Origin of the sequence: Mucilaginibacter rubeus (assembly GCF_014643835.1) — a bacterium.
Classification (GTDB): Bacteria; Bacteroidota; Bacteroidia; order Sphingobacteriales; family Sphingobacteriaceae; genus Mucilaginibacter; species Mucilaginibacter rubeus.
This window is the reverse complement of record NZ_BMKD01000005.1, coordinates 333778-360103: the sequence shown is the minus strand read 5'-3', so window position 1 is coordinate 360103 and position 26326 is coordinate 333778. Positions and strand designations below refer to the sequence as shown.

The window sequence follows — 26326 nt, the reverse complement described above, 5'->3', positions numbered from 1 at the left end:
TGCATAAAAATTTATCTACTTGACACGTTCTGCTAAAAAGGTTGTTTCGTATCTTCTTAAGGCCGGTATATTGATAATTGCAGGGTGGTTTATTTACCGGCAGTTCAACAAAAAGAATAACGACCTAAAGCAGTTTGAACATTTCGCATCGCAAATAAGTACTACCCATGTTGTTATTGTTATGGGACTGGTAGTTATATTGATGTTTTTAAACTGGTTTCTGGAAGCGCTTAAATGGCGCTATGTAACCAAAACATTAATCAATATTTCTTTATGGGAAGCTGTTGAGGCGGTTTTTTGCGGCCTTACATGGGCAGTAACCACACCAAACAGGCTGGGCGAATATGGCGGACGTGTGATGTTTTTACCCCCCCGCAAACGTATTCCGGGTATTTTTGCCATGGGCGTAGGTTCATTTAGCCAGGGTTCGGTAACCAATGTTTTGGGCGTAATAGCCATGATCTGGTTCGTAGTCAATTTTATTCATGCCAATTTATTGCTGGCCTGGGGGGTAGTTGCTATCGGCGTTGTAATTGCAGCTATGCAGCTGATATTTTATTTTCATATCAAGTGGGCGGTTACTTTGCTTGACAGGGTTCCGTTCATCAAAAAATATCACCGCTTTTTTGAAGTAATGGGCCGGTATCACACCCACGAGCTTATCAAGATCATGGGTTTTAGCATTGCGCGGTATATCACGTTTTCAATGCAGTATTTTCTGGTTTTTCAGTTGTTGATGCCGCATATGGTTGTTGTACCGATGATGCTGATGCTGATGCTGTTTTTCGTGGTATCATCAGCTATCCCTTCGCTTGATCTTTTTGATATTGGTGTACGCGGCTTTACTGCTTCGCACCTGTTTGTGTATGTGACCGATCAAAATATCGCCGTAATAGCCGGTGTATCGTCAATATGGCTTATTAATTTATTTATTCCTGCTATTTTAGGATCGTTTTTTGTTTTAAAACTCAAATTCTTTTGACCGCGCTGATTAGTATTATTTCATTATTTTCCATGGGCCTTTATGTGCTGTTGCTCATCTATCTCCGGATAGGCTGGGCAAAGGTCACCACCCCTCCGGTTATTGCCCAAACATTTAGCACCAAAGTTACTGTGCTTATTGCGGCCCGTAATGAGGAAGAGAAGATTCACCTTACCATTGAAGATATTTTGGCCCAGGATTATCCCAAACACCTGGTGGAGGTCATTATTGTTGACGATCATTCAACCGATAATACCGCAGCTATCATCAGCAGCTATGCGGCACAGGGCGTAAAGCTGTTGCAGCTTAGGCTTGGCGAAACACTTAACTCCTATAAAAAGAAAGCGATAGCCGAAGCCATTAAGCTTTCAACAGGCGACTTAATGGTAGCAACAGATGCTGATTGCCGCATGGGTAATCAATGGCTGCGTACTATAGTTGGATTTTATGAGCAGCATGACCTGGTTATGATTTCTTCGCCGGTAACTTATTTCCAGGAGCAATCGGTATTTGAGCGCATGCAAACGCTTGATTTTTCATCGCTTATTGGCATGGGGGGCGCGTTTTTAGGCCATGGTTTTGCCGCCACCTGCAACGGGGCAAATTTTGCCTATCGTAAAGATGTATTTTATGAAGTTGGCGGTTTTACCGGCATTGATGACCTGGCCTCGGGCGATGATGAACTTTTGTTGCACAAGGTTGGAGAACGTTATCCCGGCAGGATAGCCTTTTTAAAACGGCGCGAGGCAATTGTATATACCCACGCAAAGCCTAATTTAAAAGAGTTTATGCAACAACGGCGCCGCTGGGCATCAAAATCAACCAAGTACAAAAATAAAAAAATGGTTGCCTTTGCGCTTAGTATCTGGCTGTGTAATTTTATGCTATTGTTAACCGCCGTGCTGGGTATTTTCGATAGCTGTTTCCTGAAATTGTTTTTGCTTACTATCGGAATTAAATATGCGATAGACTTGTTATACATGACACCGATCATGAACTTCTTAAAACGACGCGAACTGCTGCTGTACGTAAGCTTTGTTTTGCCGCTTAATATCCTTTATTTCGTCATTATCGGTTTTTTAGGAAAAAATAAGAAGTATGCCTGGAAAGGCAGAATCGTTAAATGAGCTAAAAACTCAAGGCTAAAAGCATAAAGCTGAAATTGGGGCTTAACCAAAGCAGACCAGATGTACTGGATTTAGTCATGCCAGGCTCGTAAGCTTTATGCTTTCGGCCTTCAGCTTTCTGCTTTGAGCTTTCAGCTATCTAAATGTAAAGAAAGCCGTCCTTATTGCTAATTGCACCTATTTAAGCGATATTTAGCCAGTACACATGAACTATTAACACATTGGCCAAAATTACACCAGCAAAACGCACCTGGCGTGTTTTTAAGCGTAATAAAATTGCTTTAGGCGGGCTTGCATTTATCCTGCTTACGCTGCTTGTTGCGATACTGGGCTACCTCATTATGCCCGATGATACGCCCCTGGCCAATAATATGGTCATACAGCTCAGTATAAAAAAGCCAGGCTCAACCTATATGATGTTAAAGCTCAGGAAAGCGGAGGCTGTTGATACCGTAAATTTGTTCAGCAGGATGCTGTATGGGCAGCCGTCGTTTTATAAAGAAGTTCCCGTTACCGGGTATCATTTCGTTAAAGATTCTATTTACGTTAACGGATATATTGGCGATGAAGATAAGCCCGAGAAAAAAGCCTACAATATTTTTGAGGTAATGACCGGGCAAAAGCCGGTTTATAAAAACGGGAGGGTTACTTTTAATTATAACGGCCAAATTGTTGCCCTGCCTGCAATCCCGGCTGTTTATCAAAAGTTTGAAGCCCGCTTACGGGAGGAGAATATCGGGGCTAAAACCTTTTTACTTGGTACTGATGGTTATGGCCGGGATATGCTAAGCCGCCTGCTGCTGGGCACACGGATCTCGCTTGCTGTTGGTTTAATGTCGGTTATCATCAGTATGCTGCTGGGCGTAACTGTAGGTGCGGTAGCGGGTTATTTGGGGGGATGGGTTGATGCCTCATTAAGCTGGCTGATGAATATTTTATGGGCGCTGCCGGCCCTGTTACTGGTGATAGCCATATCATTTGCGTTGGGTAAAGGACTATGGCAAATATTTATAGCCGTTGGCCTTTCCATGTGGGTTGAAGTGGCGCGCCTGGTGCGCGGTCAGGTAATGGGCCTTAAACAGGTGGAGTACATCGAGGCCGCAAGGGCATTGGGTTTTAGCAACAAGCGCATTATAGCTAAACATATTTTGCCCAACATAACCGGGCCAATACTGGTTTTGGCCTCCTCAAACTTTGCCTCAGCTATACTTTTAGAGGCGGGCCTTAGTTTTTTGGGTTTTGGTGCACAACCACCTATGCCAACCTGGGGCGGCATGATCAAGGAACATTATGGTTATATTGTTATGGATTCGGCTTTTTTGGCTATCATTCCTGGTATGGCAATTATGCTGCTGGTTTATGCTTTTAACCTGGTTACTGTTGGCTTGCGCGATGCCTTTGATATAAAATCACAAAGTACTCGTATTTAAAAATTATTTCTTCTATTTTAGTCAGCGTACTTATATCAATATGCTGAATATAGACGACGGTTCCGGCGAAGACGAATTGATCAGGCTTTTGCTCAAACGGCAGTCGGAATTAAATTCTTTATTGGAAATTACGCGGGCCATAAACAAAAACACCGCTACTCCTATCCTCATTCAAATGCTGGAAGTTATCCTGCAAAACTATTTGCAGGTAGGTAAACTCAGGTTTTTGATTGAAAAAGATGATAAATTTGCCTGTATAGCCAAGTATGGCGGCGACGTTGAATCGTCGGTAGTGCTGGCCCGTGCGTGTAAAAAGCTGAGTAAGGTTAAAGCACCTATAGCTATTGCCGGGCACCGCGACCCTGTCCTTAAAAAATATAATTACTTTATCCCGGTATATCACAAAAGCAAGGCACTTGCCTACGCCCTTATCGGCGATTTTAATACCTCGGGCGAGATGCTTAATAATGATCTCAATTTCATCCAAACGCTGATGAACGTGATCATTGTGGCACTTGAAAATAAAAAACTTTTCCGCGAACGGCTGCAATCAGAACGTTTTTTGCGCGAGATGGAGCTTGCCGTAGAAGTGCAGAATATGCTGATCCCCATGCGTGAGCATAAAGACGACAGTGTGGAGATCGGGGCTAAGTATCTTCCGCATCAAAACATAGGCGGTGATTATTTTGATTTTATCCGCCTTAATGAGCATGAGTTTTTATGGTGTATTGCCGATGTATCGGGTAAGGGTATTTCGGCTGCTTTGCTGATGGCCAATTTCCAGGCCAGCCTGCATGCCTGGGCGGCGGTTGAGGATGATTTGACCAATATTATTGACCGTTTAAACAAGATCGTGCTCAGCAATACCAAAGGCGAACGGTTTATCACCCTGTTCCTTGCGCGATATAATCAAAAAAAACGGCGGCTTAATTATATCAATGCAGGGCACAACCCAACTATACTTTATTCAGAAGGCGGGGCCATTCCACTTAAACTGGGTACCACCATGATTGGGGTTTTTGAAGATCTGCCTTTTTTAAACGAGGGCGAAGTTGATGTGGAGCCCGGCAGCCTGATCTTTAACTATACAGATGGGCTCATGGATTTTGAATCGCCCAGCACCAAAATATGGAATGAGGATAAATTACTTGATTTTGTGCTTGCGCATGGCGAGCTATCGCCCGATAATTTTAACCAGGCGCTGTTGGATTATTTGAGCAACGTTTATAAAAGCAAGCCTATTGATGATATTACCCTGCTTACGCTAAAAATTTTTTAAGCAAAGGATGCGTTAACCACATGTTGAAAAACTCATCATACTAATTGTTTTACTAACACGTTTACAACTCTTATTATATTTGCCGGATGTTATCAGCCAGGTACCAGTACGAATTTTTGGAAGCAGGATGCGATGAAGCGGGACGCGGATGTTTGGCCGGGCCTGTTTTTGCCGCCGCAGTTATTTTACCGCCTGATTTTGATCATCACCTGCTAAACGATTCTAAGCAAGTTACTGAAGAGATAAGGTACCAGCTTCGGGCCGAAATTGAGGAAAAAGCGGTGGCTTATGCCGTAGCATCTGTTGATAATCTGGAGATAGATGAGATCAATATTCTCAACGCGTCATTCCTGGCCATGCACCGGGCCATCGAAAAATTACATCTTGAACCCCAGTTTCTGATCATCGACGGCAATCGCTTCAAAAAATACCGGAACATCCCACATGAGTGTATTATACAAGGCGATGGAAAATATTTCAGCATAGCGGCTGCATCTATCCTAGCCAAAACCTACCGCGACGATTATATGATGCAAATAGCGGCCGAACACCCGGAATATGAATGGCATACCAATAAAGGCTATCCAACCATTAGGCACCGCGAAACCGTAATGAAGATTGGTTTTACGCCCTATCACCGCCGCACTTTCAGGGTTACCGATCCGCAGTTAAGTATTTTTTAATGAAGTTTTGAATACCACGTTCAGGATGGTATTTTTGTTAAAAACCAAATCCACCGTTTGAAGATCCTAATTTTAACACATCGTGTCCCATTTCCGCAGAATGGCGGTTACGCTATTGTGGTTTGCAATACCATAAAAGGGCTGATTGCACTTGGGCATGAAGTTGCATTGGTGGCTTTAAACGGGAAAAGATATCATGGTAGTGTACAAACAGACGAAGATGAGCTAATGCAGAAGATCAGGTACACATCATATGACATTAACATTAATATATCTGTACTTGATTCCATAACCAATCTGTTCAGCAAAAAATCAAACGACGTTGATCGTTATTACAATGCCGAATTTGAAAAACTCCTGCTACGCGAATTGCGCCAGACATCATACGATGTTATCCAGTTTGAAGGCCTGTTTGTAACGCCTTACCTGGCCGCTATGCGTAAGCATACCAAAGCCAGGTTGATTTACCGGTCGCATAATATTGAACACCAGGTATGGATGAGGCTGGCACAACGAAAAAGCGACCTGTTTAAGAAGTGGTACCTGCATTTGCTGGCCCGCCGGGTGAAAGATTATGAACTGCAGCAGCTTAATAAATTTGATGCCATTGCTGTATTTACCAATGAAGATAAAAAAACGCTGTTATCCTACGGTGTTACCATTCCGGTTGATATTTTTCCGGTAGGTATTTCCCTGACCGATTATAAGCCGGACTATAATAAAACGGAGTTTCCAAGTTTGTTTTTTTTAGGTTCGTTAGATTGGATGCCCAACCGGGAAGGGATTGAATGGTTTATTGAGAATTTTTATAAAGACCTTACCGAGGGCGATCTGCGCGTAAAATTTTATGTTGCCGGACATAACATCCCCGATAGCTTTGATGATTATGAAGCGATGGGAAAGATCTTTATCCAGGGTGAGGTTGACGATGCATCTGAGTTTGTGAATAGTAAGGCTATTATGGTAGTGCCCTTGCTTTCAAGTGGTGGCATGCGGGTTAAAATAGTAGAGGGTATGGCGATGGAAAAATGCATTATCTCTACCTCATTAGGTGCCGAAGGCATCAATTTTACCAATGGCACTAATATCCTTATTGCTAATAACCGGCAGGAGTTTTATGATGCCATTGAACGCTGTATTACCGACGAAGAATTTTGCCGTAATATTGGCCTCAACGCCCGCCGTTTAATTGAAGAACAGCACGATGTACATGTAATAGCACCGGGCCTTGTTGCTTTTTATCAAAGCCTGAACGTTGATTTACCTGAATAAGAGATTCCCTATACCGTTGTTGGTGTGACAACAATTTCTCCGCTGCCAACTGCCACTGAAAACTGCCACTGCCAACTAATCTACTGTTGCTGTTGTTGTTGCTGCTGAATGATCTCCATATATCGCTGATAGCTGTTTTTAGGAAATTCGGCTACCGTGTGCATAGCCGGCGATTCGTGGGTTTTATCCTCAAAAACAATAGTATCTGCATCGTCAACAATTACTGACACTTCCAGCTTGTGGCCGTAGGCGCCTTTATAAACACCTTTAACCGGCGAACAATCTGAAAAATTGCGGCCCACGGCCAGGCGTACGTGGGTTTCATTGGCAATACAGTTATTTGTAGGGTCGATGCCAAGCCAGCCATAGTCGGGCACATACACTTCGGCCCAGGCATGGGTTGCTCCCTCGCCGCGCATAGCGCTGCTATGGGTACAGATATAGCCACTTACATAACGGGATGGTATTTTAAGCTGGCGGAGCATCACCATTAATATATGGGCAAAATCCTGGCAAACGCCGGCTTTAAGCTTCCATACTTCATCCAGTGTAGTTTCAACAGTGGTAACGCCTTTGATGTACTCAAAATTTTTATAAACCCAGCCGCAAAAACGAAGTGCTATCTGAAAGGGCGTTTCATCTTTACGCCGTTCCTGCTCAACTATTTCCTGTAGCTCGGGCAGGCCTTCAAAATATTCCTGCTTTAAAAAATCAATATAGGGCACCATGTATTGAAGCCGCTTAAGGTCCTCCCATTGCTGCTCCGGAAAAATATCATTAACCGGAAGGGGGCGCTGTCGGGTAATGACAACCAGCTTTGAGTTTATAACCAGCATGTTATGCTGGTTGCTGTAGGTGAAACTGCCAACCTCGTTGCCATAGTAATCGATATGAGTATCAACTACCGGGCTGCCTGTTATATTTAGCTCCTGTTTTACCACTTCCTGGTATTCATCTTTTATCGGGAACAGGATGATTTGGTTGGCGCTGTCACGAACAGGGCCTTCATAAGTGTATTTGGTGATATGTTGGATCTTAAATTCAGGCATTGTTTTAATTTTTTAATTTGAGGATTTGAAAATTTGAAAATGAAAAGATAGACCGGCATTTTCAAATCTTCAAATCAAAACATCTTCAAATTGTTATCATGAATTAGCAAAGTAATGTTGGTTTAATGAATTGCCTATGCCGTATAGCTCACTCCTGATCTGGGTGAGGAACAAGTGCAAGCCCTCCTGCTTGATACTTTTTACCGAACTATACTTTATGCGGCTTTGCAACCGGCCTATCTGAAACGACATTTCCCTGTAGTCATCGGCATTGCTGTCATTCTTCAATCTGTCGAAATAACGCTGAATATTATTTACCGAATAAATAACCGAGCGCGGAAAATCGTTGTTCAGAACAACCTGCTCCAAAACATTTTCGGCCTCAAACCCCTCACGATAGGTTTTTAAATACAGTTCGTACCCACCCAATGAAAGCAGCAGGTGTTTCCAGTAAGTGGTATCCGTAAGCAGATCGGGGTTGTCACTTATCGAGCTGAATTTAGTATCCAAAATATCAACCGACTGGATGGCCCGTTCCAGGTATTTGCCAATGTTCATAAATGCACGGCCTTCGCCGCGCTCCATAGTAATCTCCACTGTGCCGTAATAAAGCATTACTTGTTTTATCAGCACGTCCAGTACCCCTATCGGGTCTTCCCGGTGCAGGGCGCGTTCCAGTCGCGGATCTTTTACGGTGTGGTAATATTCATTCAGGCATTGCCAAAGGTCTTTGGTAATGTGCTCCTGTACGCCGCGTGCATTTTCACGCGCCAGTGTGATGATATTGAGTATGGAATTAGGGTTGTTTTTCCCGGTAACCATATACTTTAAAACCGACCGGCTGTCGTTGTCCAGCTTTTCGGCTTCACCGGCGTTTAGTCCGGCAAAGATCCGCATTACGGGTTCCCAGGTAAATTCCTGCACCGTATCCTGCGATGACGCATAATTAATTTTGAGCATCCGCAGCATACCATCGCTGCGCTCAATGTAACGGCTTAACCAATAAAAACTTGCTGCAACCCTGCTTAACATATGATCTAAATTTCGGAATTCGGATGTTCAATTTCGGATTTACTTAGCTCCGCATCCTTCTTGTTTTTTATTTAAAAGCCTTTTATCTTTCGCCTTTGTCCTTTTGCCTCTCAGGCTAACACCCACGTGTCCTTACTGCCGCCGCCCTGCGAACTGTTTACCACCAGTGAACCTTCTTTTAAAGCCACACGGGTTAGGCCACCGGGGACTATCTCAATGCCATCGGGGCCGTACAGCGCGTAAGGCCTTAAATCAACCCTGCGTGGCTTTAGTTCGCCCTGCATGTAACATGGCGCCGCCGAAAGACTGATGGTTGGCTGTGCTATGAAGTTACGCGGATCTTTCAGGATTTCCTTTTTATATTCATCTATTTCCTGCTCGCTTGCTGCATGCCCCATCAGCATACCATAGCCACCGCTGCCATTGGTTTTTTTAACCACCATTTTATTGAGGTTTTTAAATACCATTTCGCGTTCATCTGGATTGCCTAACTGGTGTGTTGGCACGTTTTTGAGTATGGGCTCTTCGTTCAGGTAATAGCGGATCATATCCGGTACATAGGCATAAACCGCCTTATCGTCGGCCACGCCAGTGCCTGTTGCATTTACTATGGCTACATTGCCTTTGCGATAAGCTCCCATAAGGCCTGCTACGCCAAGCATACTTGCCGGGTTAAATACCAGGGGATCGAGAAACTCATCGTCCACCCGGCGGTAGATCACATCAACCTGTTGCAGCCCGGTGGTGGTTTTCATGTACACTTTATGGTTGTTCACTACCAGGTCGCGTCCTTCTACCAATTCAACCCCCATCAGGCGGGCCAGCGTGGTATGCTCAAAATAGGCCGAATTATAAATACCCGGCGTAAGTAAAACAATAGTTGGGTTATGGATTTGCCGGGGTGAAAGCGCCAGCAGGTTTTTATATAGTATTGACGGATATTCAGTAACGCTGCGCACACTGCATTGCGGCAGCAGGTCGGGAAACAAGCGTTTGGTGATCTCCCTGTTCTCGAGCATATAACTTACGCCCGATGGGGTGCGCAGGTTATCTTCGAGCACGTAAAAAGTGCCGTCTTCATCACGGATAAGGTCGATGCCCGAAATATGTACATAAATATCATAAGGCACCTGGAGCTGGTACATCTCGCGCAGAAAGTGCGGACACGAATAAATAATATCAATAGGTACTATGCCGTCCTTTACAATAAACTGATTGTGGTATATATCCTTCAGAAATAAATTAAGCGCGTTAAGGCGCTGCTTGATGCCACGCTCAACAAAAGCCCATTCATCGGCAGTGATGATACGGGGGATAATATCAAAAGGAAAGATCTTTTCGATGCCTTCGCCGCTGTTATAAACGGTAAAGGTGATGCCCTGGCTCATGAAAAGGCGCTTGGCAAGCTCCTCCTTTTTGTTCAGGTCGTCGGCCGATTCCTTCGAAATGTAGTCAATAACTTTACGGTAATGTTCCCGAACATTAGCGTCCAAGCCATACATTTCGTCCCAAACATTATCAATTGGGCTGTATTTGTCAAAATAAGCTGATTCTTCCATGAAAAAATTACAATAAATTAAAAATTGACAATCAGTTATCTTTCAGAATTGTAATTTATGAAGTGTTTTTGATAAAAAAGCAAATTATTTTGAAATTTTTGAAGATATTTTAATCAAATTTTCAATTCATGGTGATTTTTAAAATATAATTCTTGTGTTTATTGGGGCGTTAATATAAAAATGACGGGCTTTAACGTATTAAACAAGGGCATTCAATTCTCCTTCCGCTTTCCTAAAATCCGAAGGGTTCATACTTCTGTATTTTTTAAAAATGCGGTTCAGGTGGCTTTCATCATTAAAACCAAGCTCATTGGCAATTTCAACCATACGCATGTTGCTGTGCAGTAAACGGTTCTCAATCAGCTTCAGTTTGTAATTGATGATATACTGCTGCATAGTTTCGCCGGTATGTTTTTTAAAATACTGGCCAAGGTAGTTTTCAGAGATTCCGGCTTTATCGGCTATGACTTTAGCTTTTAGTTTTTCGGGGAAGTAGATATTGGCCTGGATGTATTGCAGGATATCAAGTGTTTTTTCTTCGGTGTTCTCACCAACATCATCGGGCATGCTCATAGCCACATTACGGGCGGCGATTACTATAACCGTATTGATATATTGTTGAAGGAGTGCCTTACTGTAAAGCCCGTTTTTTTCTTTTTCACTGATGATGGCCTGCATAATGGGTTTTACAACAGCCTTATCTTCATCGGTCTTTAATATGCATCCCGGTGCCTGGCCTGCGTTTTTTAGCAGGAAATCGAGATGCTGGGCTGTTTCGCCGCTAAGGCCGCGATCTTTAATGTAAAGTGGGTTGAAGCGGATAAACAGGAACTGTGTTTCGGTCAGTATCTCAAAATAATGTGAATCATCAGGTGTAAGTAAAAACAGGTGACCGGGTTTATAGGTAAACTTGCTTTTGTTTATGCACTGCCTTCCGGTGCCGCTTACGATATAAATAAACTCGAAAAAGCTGTGTGAGTGTTCGCTGCGGGGACAGGCGCTGAGTGGTTCGCGCAAAACAACTTCAAAAGGCTGGTATAAATTATCTTTTACCATAGTGTAAATGTACAAATGTTACGAGGGATTGTACAAGGAATATGGCTGCCTCCTTGTATAATTTTGTATTGTAATTAAACAACAACACAAATGGAAACTCAAAATACAACAATGCAGGCCCTTATCGCTCCTGAAGCAAATGCGCCTTTCACAATAACCGTAGTTGACCGCCCAATTGCCTCCAGGGGCCAGGTACTGGTGCGTATTATAGCCAGCGGCGTCAGCGTATTGGATAATAAGATCCGTACTGGTAAAGGCGGGCATGCCAGGCAGCCCTTACCCGCTATTTTAGGGATGGACTTTGCCGGCATAGTTGAAGCTGTTGGTGCAGATGTAAATACTTTTAAACCTGGCGACGAAGTGTATGGACTTGCAGGCGGTATAGGCGGTTTGCAGGGTACCTACGCTCAATACGCAGCTTTTGACGCTGAGTTGCTTGCTGTAAAGCCATCTAATTTAAATATGCGCCAATCGGCTTCCATGCCGCTTAACTTTATCACTGCCTGGGAAGGCCTTGTAGACAGGGCAAATGTACATGAGGGACAAAAAGTGCTGGTACATGGTGGTGCCGGAGGCGTTGGCCATTTAGCGGTTCAGGTAGCGAAAGCTTTTGGCGCGGATGTATATGCTACCGGCAGCGCGGCCCAGCAGCAATATATTGAAAGCATTGGCGCTACTTTTATCGATTATCGTGCCACAACCGTTGACGAATATGTGAACAATTATACTAACGGCGAAGGGTTTGACATTGTATATGATACCCTGGGCGGAGCCACTTTAGATGCATCATTTAATGCGGTGCGTTATTATACTGGTCATGTGGTAAGTTGCCTGGGCTGGGGAGAGCATAAGCTGGCTCCCTTATCATTCCGGGGAGCTACATACTCAGGAGTGTTTACTTTGATGCCGATGCTCACCGGTAGAGGCCGCAAACATCATGGTGAAATTATGCAGGAGGCTACAAAACTTGCCGAGGCCGGCAAAGTTGTTCCGCTGGTGGACGGGCGTACATTTACATTGGCTAACGCCAATCAAGCCCACGAGATATTAGAGAATGGTAAGGCAAGCGGTAAATTGGTGATTGACGTTGCTGAGTAAGGTGATTCGCCCTAAAATAAGTTGACCTCTCCGTTTTCAAGGCCCAGGATTTTAAAACGGCCTGAATAACGGGCGGCTGATCAACGGCGAAAACGACCAGGGGATGGAACTTAAAATAACCAGCAGGGCAATGGTTAGCCAAATGGCCGTGGTTTTAAATTTGTCCTTATCAAGTGTTTTTCGTTTGGCTTTTGATGAGGCAATGGTGATCAGCGTAATGCCGATCAGCATCATGGTAACGTGCTCCATGCCAAAAAACCTGATCTGCCGCTCGTGCACCGCCTCTTTAAAATGGCTGATGAAATAATTGGCTATCGGGCTGATGAAATACAGCCAGAGCCCAATAGTTAGCTGGATATGGGCAATGTTGGTGGTAATAACCCGTACGCGGTCGTCGAATTTTGAATAGCTTTTGTTAGTAAGCCATCCGCTGTAAGCGCGATAAATGGCAAAAAGCAGGCTGGCCAAAACAAACCAGCGCGTAAGAGAGTGTAATGCTAAAATAAAAGCGTACATATATTATATGTATGACGACCGGCAAAGGAAAAGATTTTATCCGAAATAAAATTATTTTGATACCAATCCCCTTATATAAATTTCACCGGGTTTATCAGTTGGGTGCCTTCCGGCAACAGGGCCTTTGCGGGCTTCAGGCGCCAGCATCCATATGTTGATCGTTACATCCGGCGACCCATCTTTATTCTTTTTCCAGGTTAGGTTTATTTCGTTGATGTCCTGCGCCGAAATGAGCATACTTTCATCGTCAACAAAATAGCCGTCAACAGCAAACCTTACATTACCACTTACTCCAAACCTCCTTTTTATATCGTCAAAAGTATTTGTTTCAATTTTCACTCCTTTTTTAAGGGTTATCATTATTATACCAAACCTGCTTAGGTTGGCGACGTTTGCCGGAACATCTTTGTCTTTAAAAATTGTCAACCAGGTAACATCATTTGGATTTATATGGCCAAGACCGCTAATGATTTTGGAGTTAACAATAATTAATGGCTGCCGTTCCTTTGCATCAGGTAAATGGCGGTATAATGAATCGGCGGGAGACTTAGACTGGTAGCTTTTATATGTATTAGTTGTGTCTTTAAACGAGGGGCTTTGATTGGGGTTTAACAAAGCTTTGCCGGTATCTGACTTTGCCTGCAAAGGTTGAGCTGATTTACTTTGCGGCGGCGGCGTTTGAGGTAGGGCTGCCTGAGCAAAAGCGGTAGTTCCATAAAACAGACACACTAAAACAGTTAAAAGATTTTTCATGGTTGTAATTTTATGGATAAGATGCAGGCGCTGTTTGATTTCCATAAATTATTCAAATTATTTATAGCGGGTTAGTAATCCACCATGTATTTCCGAACGGGTCTTTTACCCCTGCGCTCCTGCCGTATGGTTGATCGGCCGGCGGCATAATGCTTTCGGCCCCGCTATCAATGGCCTTCTGGTAAGTTTCGTCACAGTTTTCTACATATACAAACATACCTGCATTTTGCTGCTGATAAGTATCGGTACAATCGGCAAACATGATGGTGCTGCCATTGATGTTAACCTCGGCGTGCATAATGGTGTGTTCATCGCGCATGGTTTTAAACTGTTCCGTTGCACCAAAAACCTTTTGGGTAAACCCGATAAACTGAGCGCCATTTTTAACAATGAGGTAAGGCATTACAGCCTGGTAATTTTCGGGAATGTTTATTGTTGCCATAATTTGTTTTTTTCTCAAAATTAGCTGTCCCTCTGTTCTCAAAATTGTAAAAACCGGACATTATATGTTCCGGTATTCAGTTCCCTCAGCCTTGCCTGAAAAATAAAAGCCCGGATGATAGCCTGTAAACTCCTTCACATCATGAATAAAGTGCGACTGGTCATAATACCCGCATTCCAGTGCTATCTGCGTTAATGTTTTATCTGCATTATATTGAGTCAGAACATCCTGAAGGCGCACCAGCCGCATATAAGTTTTAGGGCTAAAGCCCGCTGACTCCTTAAATTTACGGTCGAACTGCCGTGAAGACAAGTTATAGGCCTCGGCCAGCTCGCCAACTGTTCTGTACTGTTTATTGTGGATCACATCCCTGATAGCGATCGCCATCCGTTCATCCTTTAACACATTTTGACGTAAGCGCACAATTAAAAAACGAGACAATATCTCTGCTCGTTTATAGTTATTTCCGGCTAACATGATCTGCTCTTCCAGCTCCCGGCCGGGCCGGCTTAAAAACGTATCGAAATCAAATGCGAGGTTGCTGGTTTGGCTGCTGGGGGTATTAAAAAAATAAGGCACGGCAAAAGGATAAATATAGGCGCCAAAAATGCCAAAGCTTTCGGTTGTTATAAACCTGCGGTATTGTGTAGTTTGAAATTGAATGCCTGATAAGCTTGGGCTTTGCTCATTCTTCTCCTTCAATTCATTAAACGATGAATGGTAGTGAAATACCAATTCGGCACAGGCATCAGCAACAGAACGATAAATATATGACGAATGATCCGGCTCCAGCTCATGCTCCAACACCCAGTAAAATCTTACATAAGGTTTCAGCTCGGCCGGTGGCTGGATAGTGAAATAGCGCATCGTTTTGATTTGGGATTGCGGATATTCGATTTCGGAATTAAATAAATTTAGGGTTTTTATTTAAAAGATGACCATCAGCCAGTTTAGTTATATGATAAAAATCCAGAGGTATTTTATTTCAGGATAACTTCTCTCCCAAGATGTGGGATATTATTTCGTATAATGAAATCTAAGTGAGTAAACTGTTATAATATGGTCTTCTACTTTGTAAACAATACGATGTTCCTGGTTAATGCGTCTTGACCATGCACCCGAAAGGTTGTGTTTTAGTGCTTCAGGTTTACCGATACCTTTGAACGGATCAATTTGTATTGCCTGCATCAATTGACGAATCCGTTTAAGAATAATGATATTTCCGCTCTTCTTCCAGTATTCGAGATCAGCCAGCGCTTCGTCAGTAAAATTTATAGTTTCCATATGTCATCAAGGTTAAGTTTGGTGACTTTACCTTGATGCTCTTGCTCAATTGATTTTTGCAGATGCTGAGCATTTGCTTCTGAAGAAAGCAAGTAAGCAGTATCATCCGTTATTTCACTCGTTTTATAATCAACATGCAGGGCATCCAAAAAAATCCGGATAGCAGTTTCCTGATCTGCATCTGCAGGATGTATGGTTAATGTTGTCATATATCAAATATACCCGTTTTTATTTCAACCGTCAAATCTGTCTAAAATACAACCCGATACAGCCCCTGCAAATAAGGGGGCAAATCCGAAATCAAAATCCCTAATTTCGAAATTCCCTTACAACCCTTTAGTTATAGCCTCATATACCACGTCCTGAATCCTCGGCCTGATATTAAGGCTGCCCAATTTACTGGACACCGAGGGGTTCACCCTGTTTGACAGGAATACATATACCAGGTTATATTTAGGATCAACCCAGATACAGGTGCCTGTAAAACCGGTATGTCCAAAAGCCTGATCTGATGCCAGTTTTGAAGGATAATGTCTTTCGGCTATCGGGTCCCAGCGGTCAAAGCCCAGTCCGCGGCGGCTCACCGGCGATTGTTTGGAGGTGAACAGGTCAACAACCTCCGGCTTAAAATATTGGGCACCGCCATAGCTCCCCTTGTTTAAAACCATCTGGTATAATATAGCCACATCATTGGCACTGCCAAACAGACCGGCATGCCCGGCAACACCGCCTAAAAGCGCTGCAGTTGGATCATGTACATATCCATCCAGTAATGACATGCGGTACTCCTTATCGTTTTCGGTAGGGATTATCCTGTCGGGCGTAAAGCGATATAAGGGTAAGAAGCCTGCAGTTTGCATCCCCAGCGGAGTATAAAAATGCTGCTGTACATAAACGTTGAGCGGTACGGCGGTAATGTTTTCAACAACCTCCTGCATAAAAAGCATGCTTACATCACTATACACGTACTGTCCCCGTGTTTTCAGCGGAGAATTCAGCATGTCGGGCAGCATTACATCTTTATAATAGTCTTTACGCAGGTAATAATGATCAGATACTTTTGTTGGGTAAGCTGCAGACGAATCGGTACTGTGGTCTGTCGGTTTTACCTTTTCAAATGACTGGATATCGGGGATCAGGCCTGCCTGGTGCAGCAGCACTTCGCGGATCCGGATGTCGTTTTTATTGCTTTTACGGGCAAGGGGAATATAATCGCCAAGGGTTTTCTCCAGGCTTAATTTACCCTGGTCGGTAAGCTGCATGGTTTCCATGGTAGTTGCCGATACTTTGGTCATGGAGGCAAGGTCAAAAATATCGGTCAGCTTGTCTGGGATCACATTATCATAGGTGTGATAACCGTAAGCTTTATTAAATATCACCTTACCATCTTTAGCAACCAATACCACGCAGCCGGGGGTGGCATGCTCACGGATGGCTTCCTGTGCTATTTTATCTATTCCCTGCAGGTTAGCAGCATTTATGCCGGCTTCTTCAGGAACAGTATATTGCAGTCTCGTTTTCTCGGTAGTAAAGCCCATCCCGGTTTTATAAACCGCACTGTAGTTTTTAGCTAATTTTTGAGAGATACTTACCCCGCCGAATATAGCTTCGGCACTGTACATGGCCGACACCTCGGATACTCGTTCTGTCCAGATCACGGGGGCGGTTATAACATCAAGCTTGCTCAATAGCGAACCGCTGCCGAAAGCCGCTACAACTATGTTCTTGTTTTTTTGATTGGTGCTGATAAAATCAATCACATCCGGATTGCTTAAATCCGCATCATTTACCTGTACTATAATGGTGTTGTAAAACTTCAGGTCGGAAGTAAGATTGGCCAGCGTTTTATTACCCGAATAAGCGGCACCATCAAACAGCTGTACATTGTTATATTTATTAAGCAAGCTATCAAAAACGGCGGCGTACTGGTTATTAAAATGCACACTGGCAATTTTTAAATCCTCCAGCTTTTGCAGCGGAACCAGGTATGAGGCATTGTTAAGCAACACGGTAGAGTTGCCAACCAACCTTTCTTCGGCAATGAAGGCCTGCCCTGTTAACGGCGGATTTTGCGCACAAGCGGTATTAAATAATGCAAACCCTAATAGTACTAAAGGAACACGCCCCCATTTATTTTTTATCATATACTTTAACTCCGTTTATATAGGTTTGGGTCACTTTGGTTGCCGGGATCTCGCTGCCTTTTACTTTCATAATATCTTTGTTCAATATCACGAAGTCGGCGTATTTACCGGGTTCAATGCTGCCTTTTTCTTTCTCTTCAAAATTGGCTTTGGCTGCCCAAATGGTCATTCCCTTTAATGCTTCAATCCGGCTTAGGGCGTTTTCAGGCTGAAAACCACCTTCCGGAAAACCTTTCAAATCCTTGCGCTCAACCGCTGCATAGAACGTATAAAGCGGATTAATGTTCTCAACCGGGAAATCGGTACCCAAAGGCATCCACCCGTTTTGCTTTAACAATTGTTTATAGGCATAAGCAGTTTTAAGCCGTTCGCGCCCCAGTCTTTTACCGGCCCAGTACATATCTGATGTCGCGTGTGTAGGTTGTACTGATGGAACAATACTGTATTGGCCAAACATGTCCAGGTCTTGCGGCGATACGATCTGCGCATGCTCGATGCGCCACCTCAGGTCGTTTTTGCCTTTTAAATTAGCCGCATAAATCTTAAGCATTACCCGCACTGCCGAATCGCCAATGGCATGGGTACACATCTGGAAACCGCGGGCCGCTATTTTGGGAGCTATTTCTTCGAAATGTTTTGGGTTACTCAACAAAAAGCCGCTCCATTTGGCCGAGTCGGCATAAGGTTTCAGCAAGCAGGCCCCTCTTGAACCGAGTGCGCCATCGGCATAAACTTTAAATGCCCTTACATTTAAACGGGGTGTTTTAACAACTCCCTTCTTAAACAGGTAATCATAATTTTCCTGCCTGTCGGCCAGCATCACATACAGGCGCATTTTCAGGTCGCCTTTATTTTGCAGCTCGGCAATGGTGTTTACCATGGTATAAGGCAGCCCGCAATCATCAACAGTAGTTAACCCAGCGGCAAAACAATTTTTCTGTGCCGATAGCAAGGCTGTATCTATAATAGCAGCTGTAGGCTCCGGAATTTTACGGGTAACTATACCTACCGCGTTATCAACCAAAATACCGGTAAGTTTCCCGTTACTGGTTTCTATTTCGCCGCCGTTAATGGTTTGCCCCGGTTTAACACCGGCAATGTTCAGTGCGGCCTGATTGGCTATGGCGGCGTGCCCGTCTACACGGCTAAGGATCACCGGCCTCATCGGGAACAGCGAATCCAGCTTTGCCTTATCGGGGAAATGTTTATTAGTCCAGTCGTTTTGGTCCCAGCCATTACCAATGATCCAGCCATCGGTATTACGTTCGGCATAAGCCTTTACGGAGTCAATAATTTCGGGCCAGCTATGGGTGCCTACCAGGTTTACTTCCTGCAGGCCCATACCATATTCATAAAAGTGGGCATGGGCGTCAATAAAGCCGGGATAAACCGCGGCACCCTGCGCGTCAACTACCTCGCGGGCGTTGTATTTTTGTTCAAGGGAATCGGCATTGCCTACTGCAAGTATCTTTCCTCCGCTTACTACAAATGCGCCTGCTGTTGTAAAATTGCTATCTACGGTGTACACAACCGCGTTTTTTACCAGCATATCGGCATTGTATTCCTTTTGTTTGCAGGCCGCTGCCAATAATAGCAGCGCGGGCAATAGTCTCTTCATAAAGTAATTGTATGTTTATTGTAATTGTATTAAACCACAAAAGTATATACAACTATCAAATCATAAAGTTATGCCTTCAAATATTTAATTTAGCATCGAAATAGAAATTGGAGGGAGTTTTTTTTAGATGTCAGACATTATTCAGCTTTTACCGGATGCCGTTGCCAACCAAATTGCCGCGGGCGAAGTAGTGCAGCGACCGGCTTCTGCGGTAAAGGAATTGGTTGAGAACGCTATTGACGCAGGTGCGGATAAGATCCAGCTTATTATTAAAGATGCGGGTAAATCACTGATCCAGGTTATTGATAATGGCTGCGGGATGAGCCTTACCGACGCCCGCATGTGCTTTGAGCGGCATGCAACTTCAAAAATACGCAAGGCCGAAGATCTGTTCGCGATCCGTACCATGGGTTTCAGGGGCGAAGCCATGGCGTCTATCGCCGCTATTGCCCAGGTAGAGCTGAAAACCCGCCGCCATGAAGACGAACTGGGCAGTTGTATAACTATTGAAGGCTCTGAAGTGATAAGCCAGGAACCATGTGCTGCTAACGCGGGCACATCAATCTCTATAAAAAACCTGTTTTATAATACCCCTGCCCGCCGTAATTTTTTAAAGAGCAACCCGGTAGAGATGCGGCATATTATTGACGAGTTTCAACGTGTGGCCTTAGCACATCCCGAAATCTTTTTCACCCTTCACCATGATAGCCAGGAAGTTTATCATTTGCCGGGCACAACGCTTAAACAAAGGATAGTACACCTGTTTGGCAATAATTATAACCAGCGGCTTGTACCGGTTGAAGAAGATACAACCATTATTAAGCTCCGCGGCTTTGTAGGTAAGCCTGAGTTTGCACGTAAAACCCGCGGCGAGCAGTTCTTTTTTGTAAACAACCGCTTCATCCGCGATTCGTACCTTAATCATGCTGTAACAACAGCGTTTGAAGAACTATTGCCGGATGATTGTTTTCCGTTTTATGTGTTGTTCATCGATATCGACCCTTCAAAAATTGATATCAACGTACACCCTACCAAAACTGAGATCAAATACCAGGATGAAAAGGCTATTTATGCCATAATCCGGTCGGCAGTGAAGCGGTCATTGGGCAGATATAACATTACGCCCAGCCTGGATTTTGACCAGGAAAACAGTATCGAGCACCTGATAACCCCCAAACCATTTGAGGAGATCATCGCCCCTACTATTTCTTTCAATCCAAACTTTAATCCCTTTGCCGATAAAGCAGAAAAACCCAGGCAGGAGCACCCATTTTTAAGGGAGAGCGGAGGTTATAAAAAAGCCCCTATTCCACAAAACTGGGATACTTTGTATGAGATCAGTAAAAAGGAAACCCTTTTTCAGCACGAGATCCACGAGGAAAAAACCATAGCGGTTGATGAGCAGGATGTAAGTAAACCAAGCGAGCGGCAACTGTTCCAGATTCATAACCGGTTTATCCTGTCGCAAATAAAATCGGGCTTTATGCTCATTAACCAGCAGGCCGCGCATGAGCGTATTTTGTACGAACGCTTTTTGCAGCAGCTGCAAAATCATTCGGGGGTGAGCCAGCAAAGCTTATTTCCGCAATCGGTAACACTAAACGGTGCCGATTTTGAGTTATTGAAAGAGCTTTTGCCTGATATCCGGTCGCTGGGTTTTGACATCCGCGAATTTGGAAAAAACACTGTGGTAGTAGAGGGGATCCCGGCCGAACTGAACAACGTTGGCGAGCATGAGCTTTTAGAACATTTACTGGAAGGTTTTAAAAACAATATGGCCATCCTTAAATTAGATAAACGGGATAACCTGGCCAGGTCACTGGCCCGTAACGGCGCTATTAAATCAGGAACCAAGCTATCCCTGGAGGAAATGAACCAGCTTATCGACCAGCTTTTTGCCTGTGAGTCACCTAACCAGGCATTGAATGGTAAGCCCGTAATCAGTACCTTTACGATGAACGAATTAATGGAACGATTTGAAAAATAGCCCCAGGCTAAATTATATATGAACGGATACAATCAATCGCCTTTTGCTAATCTTACACCTGTTGTTAAAAACCTGTTGATCATAAATGTAATATGCTTTTTGCCATTTGTATTGTTCAGGCAATTTTATGAAACAACCGTAGTACATTGGTTAGGTGGCTTTTACTTTAACTCTCCTTACTTCGAGCCTTGGCAGATCGTTTCCTATATGTTTTTACATGGTGGCTGGGAGCATATTTTCTTCAACATGTTTGCCTTGTTTTCTTTTGGCCCTATTGTGGAATATGCTATCGGTTCAAAAAGATTTCTTAACCTCTATTTTTTATGCGGAATAGGGGCAATTCTGTTTCAAATTGCGGTACAGGCTATAGAGGTGCATGGTATAACTGGCGGTTTTACCATTGCTCATCCCTTGCTTCAGTCATCTTATTTAGACTATGGTGCAAATGCGCAAAAACTTTTTGATATTTATACTACACCTATAGTTGGAGCTTCCGGAGCGATATTTGGATTGCTTATTGCCTTTGGCATGCTGTTCCCAAATCTTGAACTGATGATATTGTTTATACCCGTACCCATCAAGGCTAAATATATTATACCGGTATATGTAGTGATAGAATTATTTTTAGGGGTAAAGCAATTTTCCGGAGATTCGGTGGCGCATTTTGCACACATTGGCGGCGCGCTTATCGGGTTTTTACTGGTTAAAATTTGGCGATTACAACGGCCAAACAATTTTTATTAATAACAGTAGTTATCTTTGTAATACAGCTTTATTATGAGCACCCTTTGGCAAAATATCCACTACAAAATGCTGCGCTCCGGCAATAGGCTGAACCTGCTTATCGGCATTAATGTGATTGTTTTTCTGGCGATAAACATTTCGGCAATAGTTGAACAGTTACTAACGCATTTTGGGGGAAGCATCATTTTACTTTATGCCGATAAATATTTAAACATGCCGGCATACCTGCCCGATTTGCTGAAGCGTTTTTGGACGCCTTTAACCTATATGTTCATGCATGCAGGTATACTTCATATCCTGTTCAATATGCTTTGGCTATATTGGATGGGACAAATATTTGAAGAGTACCTTGGTAATAAACGTACTATAGGCTTATACTTAATGGGCGGCCTGGCCGGTGCTTTGTTATACCTGCTGGCCTTAAACGTGCTGCCTGCATTTACCAGTGCTAACGCTGCACAGAACAGTACTATTGTTGGTGCATCGGCCAGTGTAATGGCCATTGTTGTGGCAACGGCCACCCTGTTGCCCAACTACACCATATCATTAATTTTATTTGGGCCGGTAAAATTAAAATGGCTGGTATTTGTAATCCTGGTTATTGATTTTTTGGGTATAGTTGGTGCAAACGCGGGCGGCGAAATAGCCCACCTTGGTGGTGCTTTAATGGGATTTGTGTATATTAAGCAATTACAAAAAGGCCATGATTGGGTGGGCGGAATAGCCGGGCTGTTTAAACGGAAACCCAGGTTAAAAGTGGTTTCAAATAATATGGGTAAAAACGCATCCGACTACCCGCGGCAGGAAGAGGTCGACCGTATTTTAGACAAAATATCGCAATCGGGCTATAATAGCTTAAGCAAACAGGAGCGGGAAATTTTATCGCGTGCAAGCAAACAGGAATAAATGATAAAAAAAAAGCAAAGTATTTTTAGCAGGGTGTTGTTATGGATAAACCTGTTTTTCTGTTTTGCTTTACTAATAGGATATTTAGCCCCCTCGGTTGATCCGCGCAAGTATTGGTTATTCGCTTTCTTCGGCCTTGCCTATCCTCCTATACTGTTGGTTAATATAATCATGATGCTGTATTGGCTGCTGCGCAAGCGCTGGCAGTTTTTATTTTCGCTGGTCAGTATTTTAATTGGCTGGGGAGTACTTAATAACAATATCGGGTTCAGATTTAAATCAAGTTTTTCGCTGCCCCCCGGGCTCAACGTTGTACATGTCATGACCTACAACGTGCATAACTTTAAACATTTTGGCTTCAATAACGATATATCAACCAAGCATGAAATCCTGGAGATCATCAATAGCGAGCAGCCGGATGTGATAGGGTTCCAGGAGTTTTATACCCGCAATAAAGGGCAGTATGAAACACGTGATTCGATCAACAAAATATTAGGCAGCAATAACTTTTACTTTGAACCCTTTAGTTTTAACAGCCGTGAAGCCATTGGCATGGCTATCTTTTCGAAATTCCCTATTCTATCAAGAGGGATGATCCGCCTTGCGGCCGACAGAACATCTGGTAACCAGTGCTTATATGCTGATATAAAAAAGGGGGATAAAATTTTTAGGTATTATAATATCCACCTGCAATCCATCAATTTTAACCCGGACGATTATAAATATATCGACAGCGTATCAAAAAAAGGAAAAACCGACATTAAATCAACCAAGCGCCTGGGGAGCAAGCTTAAAATAGCTTTTATGAAAAGGGCCGAGCAGGTTTTTAAAGTAAAGGCGCATGCTGCCCAATGTCCATATCCTTATATTATAGCCGGTGATTTTAATGATACCCCATCATCATTCGCGGTTAACCAAATGGCCAAAGGCTTAAACAACTCATTCCGCGAAAAAGGTTCAGGCTTAGGGCGCACATATAACGGCGACTTTCCCAATTACCAGATAGATTACATTATGAGCAGCCCGCAATTCTCAGTTTTCAACTACAAGGTGATCGAGAAAAAACTTTCAGACCATTATCCTTTACGCAGCGATCTCGTACTGAATTAACATAGGTCATTGCTCTTCGTTTGTAAAAATAAACCTGAAAGCCGGCAGGCAGTAACTTAAAATTGAAAAAATCGTAAGTTTGCGCTCATGCAACAAAATTTGTTTGTTTACAACACTTTAACCCGTAAAAAAGAATTATTTAAGCCCATTAACACGCCGCATGTTGGCATGTATGTTTGCGGGCCTACTGTTTATAGCGATGTTCACTTAGGCAACTGCCGTACTTATATATCTTTCGATCTTATGTTCAGGTACCTTACAGCTATTGGCTACAAGGTACGCTACGTACGTAATGTGACCGATGCGGGCCATCTTGAAGGTGATGCCGGCGACGAGGGTGAAGACAAAATTGCAAAAAAGGCCAAGCTTGCACAGCTTGAGCCAATGGAGATAGTGCAAAAATACACCGTTGGCTTCAGGGATGTGATGAGGATCCTGAACAACCTGCCCCCAAGTATTGAACCTACAGCTACCGGCCATATCATTGAGCAGATAGAAATGGTGAAGGAAATACTTGCCAGGGGCTATGCTTATGAGGTGGATGGTACCATTTATTTTGATGTTGAAAAATATAACAAAAGCCAGGATTATGGCATATTAAGCGGCCGTAATCTCGAAGACCTTTTAAATAATACCCGTACGCTTGGCGGTCAGCAGGAAAAACATGGCAAGCTTGATTTTGCCCTGTGGATAAAAGCCAAGCCCGAACACCTGATGAAATGGCCTTCGCCATGGGGTGTGGGCTTTCCGGGTTGGCACCTGGAATGCTCGGCCATGAGCCAGAAATACCTGGGCAGCCACTTTGACATTCATGGCGGCGGGATTGATCTTGTGCCAACGCACCATACCAATGAAATTGCCCAAAACGTAGCTTGCTGCGGTACCAACCCGGCCAATTACTGGGTGCATACCAATATGCTTACGGTAAACGGCCAAAAAATGTCTAAATCATTAGGCAACAGCTTTTTACCGCATGAACTGTTCAGCGGCGAAAACTCGATACTTAACAAAGGCTACAGCCCCATGACGGTAAGGTTCTTCATGCTGCAGGCCCATTACCGTAGTACACTTGATTTTGGCAATGAAGCTATGGAAGCATCCGAAAAAGGGTTTAAACGCCTTATGAACGCCTTTACCCTGCTAACCGACGGATTGAAAGCATCTGCCACTACCGAAGTTGAAATAGCATCATTAATGGAGCGTTGCTATGCCGCTATGAACGACGATTTTAACAGCCCGGTTTTAATTGCCGAGCTCTTTGAAGCATCGCGCATTATCAATTCGGTATATGATGGTAAATTGAAAATTGATGCCGCTAACCTTGAACAGTTAACCGCGCTTATGAATTTATTTGTGGTTGAAGTACTGGGTTTACAAAATGAGCAGGCAGCTAATGACGATCTGCCAAAAGTGTTAAATTTTATCGTCGATCTGCGCAGCGGTGCTAAAGCAAATAAGGATTATGCCACGTCGGATAAGATCCGTGATGGTTTATCACAGATAGGTTTCCAGCTAAAAGATAGTAAAGAAGGTACCACCTGGAGCAAAGCCTGATAACAGGACATGATTTTAAAGCGAGTTGTAGTAGCTGAATAATTTAGCTAAGGCAGCATCGCTTTTAAAATTAACTTTGTTGGTTTTGATATACTCCTGCATTTTATCGCCCTTGTCGCTCATTGCTGCTAGGATGGTTTTTTGCGACGGCCTGATCTTTGTCATTTGGTTATTGGCAAAAATGTAATAGCTGTTGGCCAGCGTGAAGGTTTTGGTGGTCACCTGCGAAGCAAAACCCGTTGACTCAAGTACTTTTTTCTTGTAATAACGGAGCAGTTTTACCTTCCCGTCTCCCACTACCTGGTAAAAAGTTTTTGGGGTTTGATCATCCACAGCCGGAAAGCCGCTGCTAAAGCTCATATCCGTTTGGTCACTTTCATCAAGCGCAATGCCTTTTACTGAAAAACCTTTCACCGGTTCAACAAAGGCCTGTACCGATGAATCCCGGGGGCTCTTAAACAAAAGTTCATCCCCGTAAATATTATAGTTCAATATTGCATTAGCTGTTTTGCCGTTAACGAAATAAACAGTGCCATTCAGCCAGTTATCGGTAAGTAGGGCGCTGCCTTGTATGCCATCATTGGTTTTAAGATAATATGGGCGGCCGGTATAATCAGAAAGATATTGCGCTTTTGCCTTTACACACAGCAATAAAAGTACAAATACGCAGTATAGCTTATACTTTTTCATGAAAGCAATTT

General features: G+C 43.5%; 25 protein-coding genes. 12 read left to right on the top strand and 13 right to left on the bottom strand.

The window, feature by feature from the left end:
• Window positions 1-19 precede the first annotated feature (19 nt).
• From IEX80_RS18465 to IEX80_RS18440, 6 genes are all read left to right on the top strand, one after another.
• Complete coding sequence (locus IEX80_RS18465; RefSeq protein WP_090532608.1) at window positions 20-982, top strand: lysylphosphatidylglycerol synthase domain-containing protein; 963 nt, start codon at window positions 20-22, stop codon at window positions 980-982.
• Window positions 979-2109 (top strand): glycosyltransferase family 2 protein, encoded by a 1131-nt coding sequence (locus IEX80_RS18460; protein WP_229701675.1) that lies wholly within the window; start codon window positions 979-981, stop codon window positions 2107-2109. Before IEX80_RS18465 ends, IEX80_RS18460 begins: the two co-directional genes overlap by 4 nt.
• A 221-nt stretch (window positions 2110-2330) precedes the next feature.
• A complete protein-coding gene (locus IEX80_RS18455; RefSeq protein WP_090532606.1) occupies window positions 2331-3539 on the top strand; it encodes an ABC transporter permease in 1209 nt (402 codons plus the stop codon).
• A 40-nt stretch (window positions 3540-3579) separates the two neighbouring features.
• Entirely contained in the window at window positions 3580-4818 is a 1239-nt protein-coding gene (locus IEX80_RS18450) for a PP2C family protein-serine/threonine phosphatase (protein ID WP_090532604.1), read from the top strand.
• A gap of 86 nt (window positions 4819-4904) precedes the next feature.
• Entirely contained in the window at window positions 4905-5501 is a 597-nt protein-coding gene (gene rnhB / locus IEX80_RS18445; protein WP_090532602.1) for a ribonuclease HII, read from the top strand.
• Window positions 5502-5558: 57 nt separating this feature from the next.
• A complete protein-coding gene (locus IEX80_RS18440) occupies window positions 5559-6773 on the top strand; it encodes a glycosyltransferase family 4 protein (protein ID WP_090532600.1) in 1215 nt (404 codons plus the stop codon).
• An 80-nt stretch (window positions 6774-6853) separates the two neighbouring features.
• Here IEX80_RS18440 and IEX80_RS18435 read toward each other — a convergent pair whose 3' ends face one another.
• The 4 genes from IEX80_RS18435 to IEX80_RS18420 form a co-directional block, all read right to left on the bottom strand.
• The gene (locus tag IEX80_RS18435) at window positions 6854-7822 is read right to left on the bottom strand and encodes a transglutaminase family protein (protein ID WP_090532598.1); all 969 of its coding nucleotides are present in this window, start codon (window positions 7820-7822) and stop codon (window positions 6854-6856) included.
• A gap of 96 nt (window positions 7823-7918) precedes the next feature.
• Complete coding sequence (locus tag IEX80_RS18430; protein ID WP_090532596.1) at window positions 7919-8854, bottom strand: alpha-E domain-containing protein; 936 nt, start codon at window positions 8852-8854, stop codon at window positions 7919-7921.
• A 110-nt stretch (window positions 8855-8964) separates the two neighbouring features.
• Window positions 8965-10413, bottom strand: a complete 1449-nt coding sequence (locus IEX80_RS18425; protein WP_090532594.1) for a circularly permuted type 2 ATP-grasp protein — start codon at window positions 10411-10413, stop codon at window positions 8965-8967.
• A gap of 198 nt (window positions 10414-10611) precedes the next feature.
• Window positions 10612-11469 carry an AraC family transcriptional regulator gene (locus tag IEX80_RS18420; RefSeq protein ID WP_188833713.1) on the bottom strand — a complete coding sequence of 286 codons (858 nt, stop codon included), beginning with the start codon at window positions 11467-11469 and terminating at the stop codon, window positions 10612-10614.
• Window positions 11470-11559: 90 nt separating this feature from the next.
• Here IEX80_RS18420 and IEX80_RS18415 point away from each other — a divergent pair, with 90 nt between their 5' ends.
• A complete protein-coding gene (locus IEX80_RS18415) occupies window positions 11560-12567 on the top strand; it encodes a zinc-dependent alcohol dehydrogenase family protein (protein ID WP_229701674.1) in 1008 nt (335 codons plus the stop codon).
• Window positions 12568-12618: 51 nt separating this feature from the next.
• Here the strand turns inward: IEX80_RS18415 and IEX80_RS18410 are convergent, their stop codons facing one another.
• The 8 genes from IEX80_RS18410 to IEX80_RS18375 form a co-directional block, all read right to left on the bottom strand.
• On the bottom strand, window positions 12619-13083 hold the full coding sequence (locus IEX80_RS18410) for a hypothetical protein (protein WP_188833712.1): 465 nt from the start codon (window positions 13081-13083) through the stop codon (window positions 12619-12621).
• Between the two features lie 51 nt (window positions 13084-13134).
• Complete coding sequence (locus IEX80_RS18405) at window positions 13135-13836, bottom strand: hypothetical protein (protein ID WP_188833711.1); 702 nt, start codon at window positions 13834-13836, stop codon at window positions 13135-13137.
• A 61-nt stretch (window positions 13837-13897) separates the two neighbouring features.
• Entirely contained in the window at window positions 13898-14278 is a 381-nt protein-coding gene (locus IEX80_RS18400; RefSeq protein ID WP_176844483.1) for a VOC family protein, read from the bottom strand.
• A gap of 60 nt (window positions 14279-14338) precedes the next feature.
• Window positions 14339-15145, bottom strand: coding sequence for a helix-turn-helix domain-containing protein (locus IEX80_RS18395; RefSeq protein ID WP_090532585.1), 807 nt, complete (start codon window positions 15143-15145; stop codon window positions 14339-14341).
• A 150-nt stretch (window positions 15146-15295) separates the two neighbouring features.
• Complete coding sequence (locus IEX80_RS18390) at window positions 15296-15562, bottom strand: Txe/YoeB family addiction module toxin (protein ID WP_090532583.1); 267 nt, start codon at window positions 15560-15562, stop codon at window positions 15296-15298.
• A complete protein-coding gene (locus IEX80_RS18385; RefSeq protein ID WP_090532581.1) occupies window positions 15550-15771 on the bottom strand; it encodes a DUF2683 family protein in 222 nt (73 codons plus the stop codon). The genes IEX80_RS18390 and IEX80_RS18385 overlap by 13 nt, the downstream gene beginning before the upstream one ends.
• Before the next feature lie 117 nt (window positions 15772-15888).
• Complete coding sequence (locus IEX80_RS18380) at window positions 15889-17706, bottom strand: serine hydrolase domain-containing protein (RefSeq protein WP_188833710.1); 1818 nt, start codon at window positions 17704-17706, stop codon at window positions 15889-15891.
• Entirely contained in the window at window positions 17693-19324 is a 1632-nt protein-coding gene (locus tag IEX80_RS18375; protein ID WP_188833709.1) for an amidohydrolase, read from the bottom strand. Before IEX80_RS18375 ends, IEX80_RS18380 begins: the two co-directional genes overlap by 14 nt.
• Window positions 19325-19451: 127 nt before the next feature.
• Here IEX80_RS18375 and mutL point away from each other — a divergent pair, with 127 nt between their 5' ends.
• The 5 genes from mutL to cysS all read left to right on the top strand — a co-directional run bounded on the left by mutL (window position 19452) and on the right by cysS (window position 25625).
• Window positions 19452-21311, top strand: coding sequence for a DNA mismatch repair endonuclease MutL (gene mutL, locus IEX80_RS18370; RefSeq protein WP_188833708.1), 1860 nt, complete (start codon window positions 19452-19454; stop codon window positions 21309-21311).
• 18 nt (window positions 21312-21329) lie between these two features.
• Window positions 21330-22055: a rhomboid family intramembrane serine protease gene (locus IEX80_RS18365; protein WP_090532574.1), complete on the top strand. Its 726-nt coding sequence runs from the start codon at window positions 21330-21332 to the stop codon at window positions 22053-22055.
• Window positions 22056-22088: 33 nt separating this feature from the next.
• Window positions 22089-22961 (top strand): rhomboid family protein, encoded by an 873-nt coding sequence (locus IEX80_RS18360; protein ID WP_090532572.1) that lies wholly within the window; start codon window positions 22089-22091, stop codon window positions 22959-22961.
• Window positions 22962-24071, top strand: coding sequence for an endonuclease/exonuclease/phosphatase family protein (locus IEX80_RS18355; RefSeq protein ID WP_090532570.1), 1110 nt, complete (start codon window positions 22962-22964; stop codon window positions 24069-24071).
• Window positions 24072-24158: 87 nt separating this feature from the next.
• Window positions 24159-25625, top strand: coding sequence for a cysteine--tRNA ligase (gene cysS, locus IEX80_RS18350; protein ID WP_090532568.1), 1467 nt, complete (start codon window positions 24159-24161; stop codon window positions 25623-25625).
• Window positions 25626-25640: 15 nt separating this feature from the next.
• On the opposite strand, the gene IEX80_RS18345 is transcribed toward cysS, so the two are convergent.
• On the bottom strand, window positions 25641-26315 hold the full coding sequence (locus tag IEX80_RS18345; protein WP_188833707.1) for a hypothetical protein: 675 nt from the start codon (window positions 26313-26315) through the stop codon (window positions 25641-25643).
• Window positions 26316-26326: the final 11 nt, after the last annotated feature.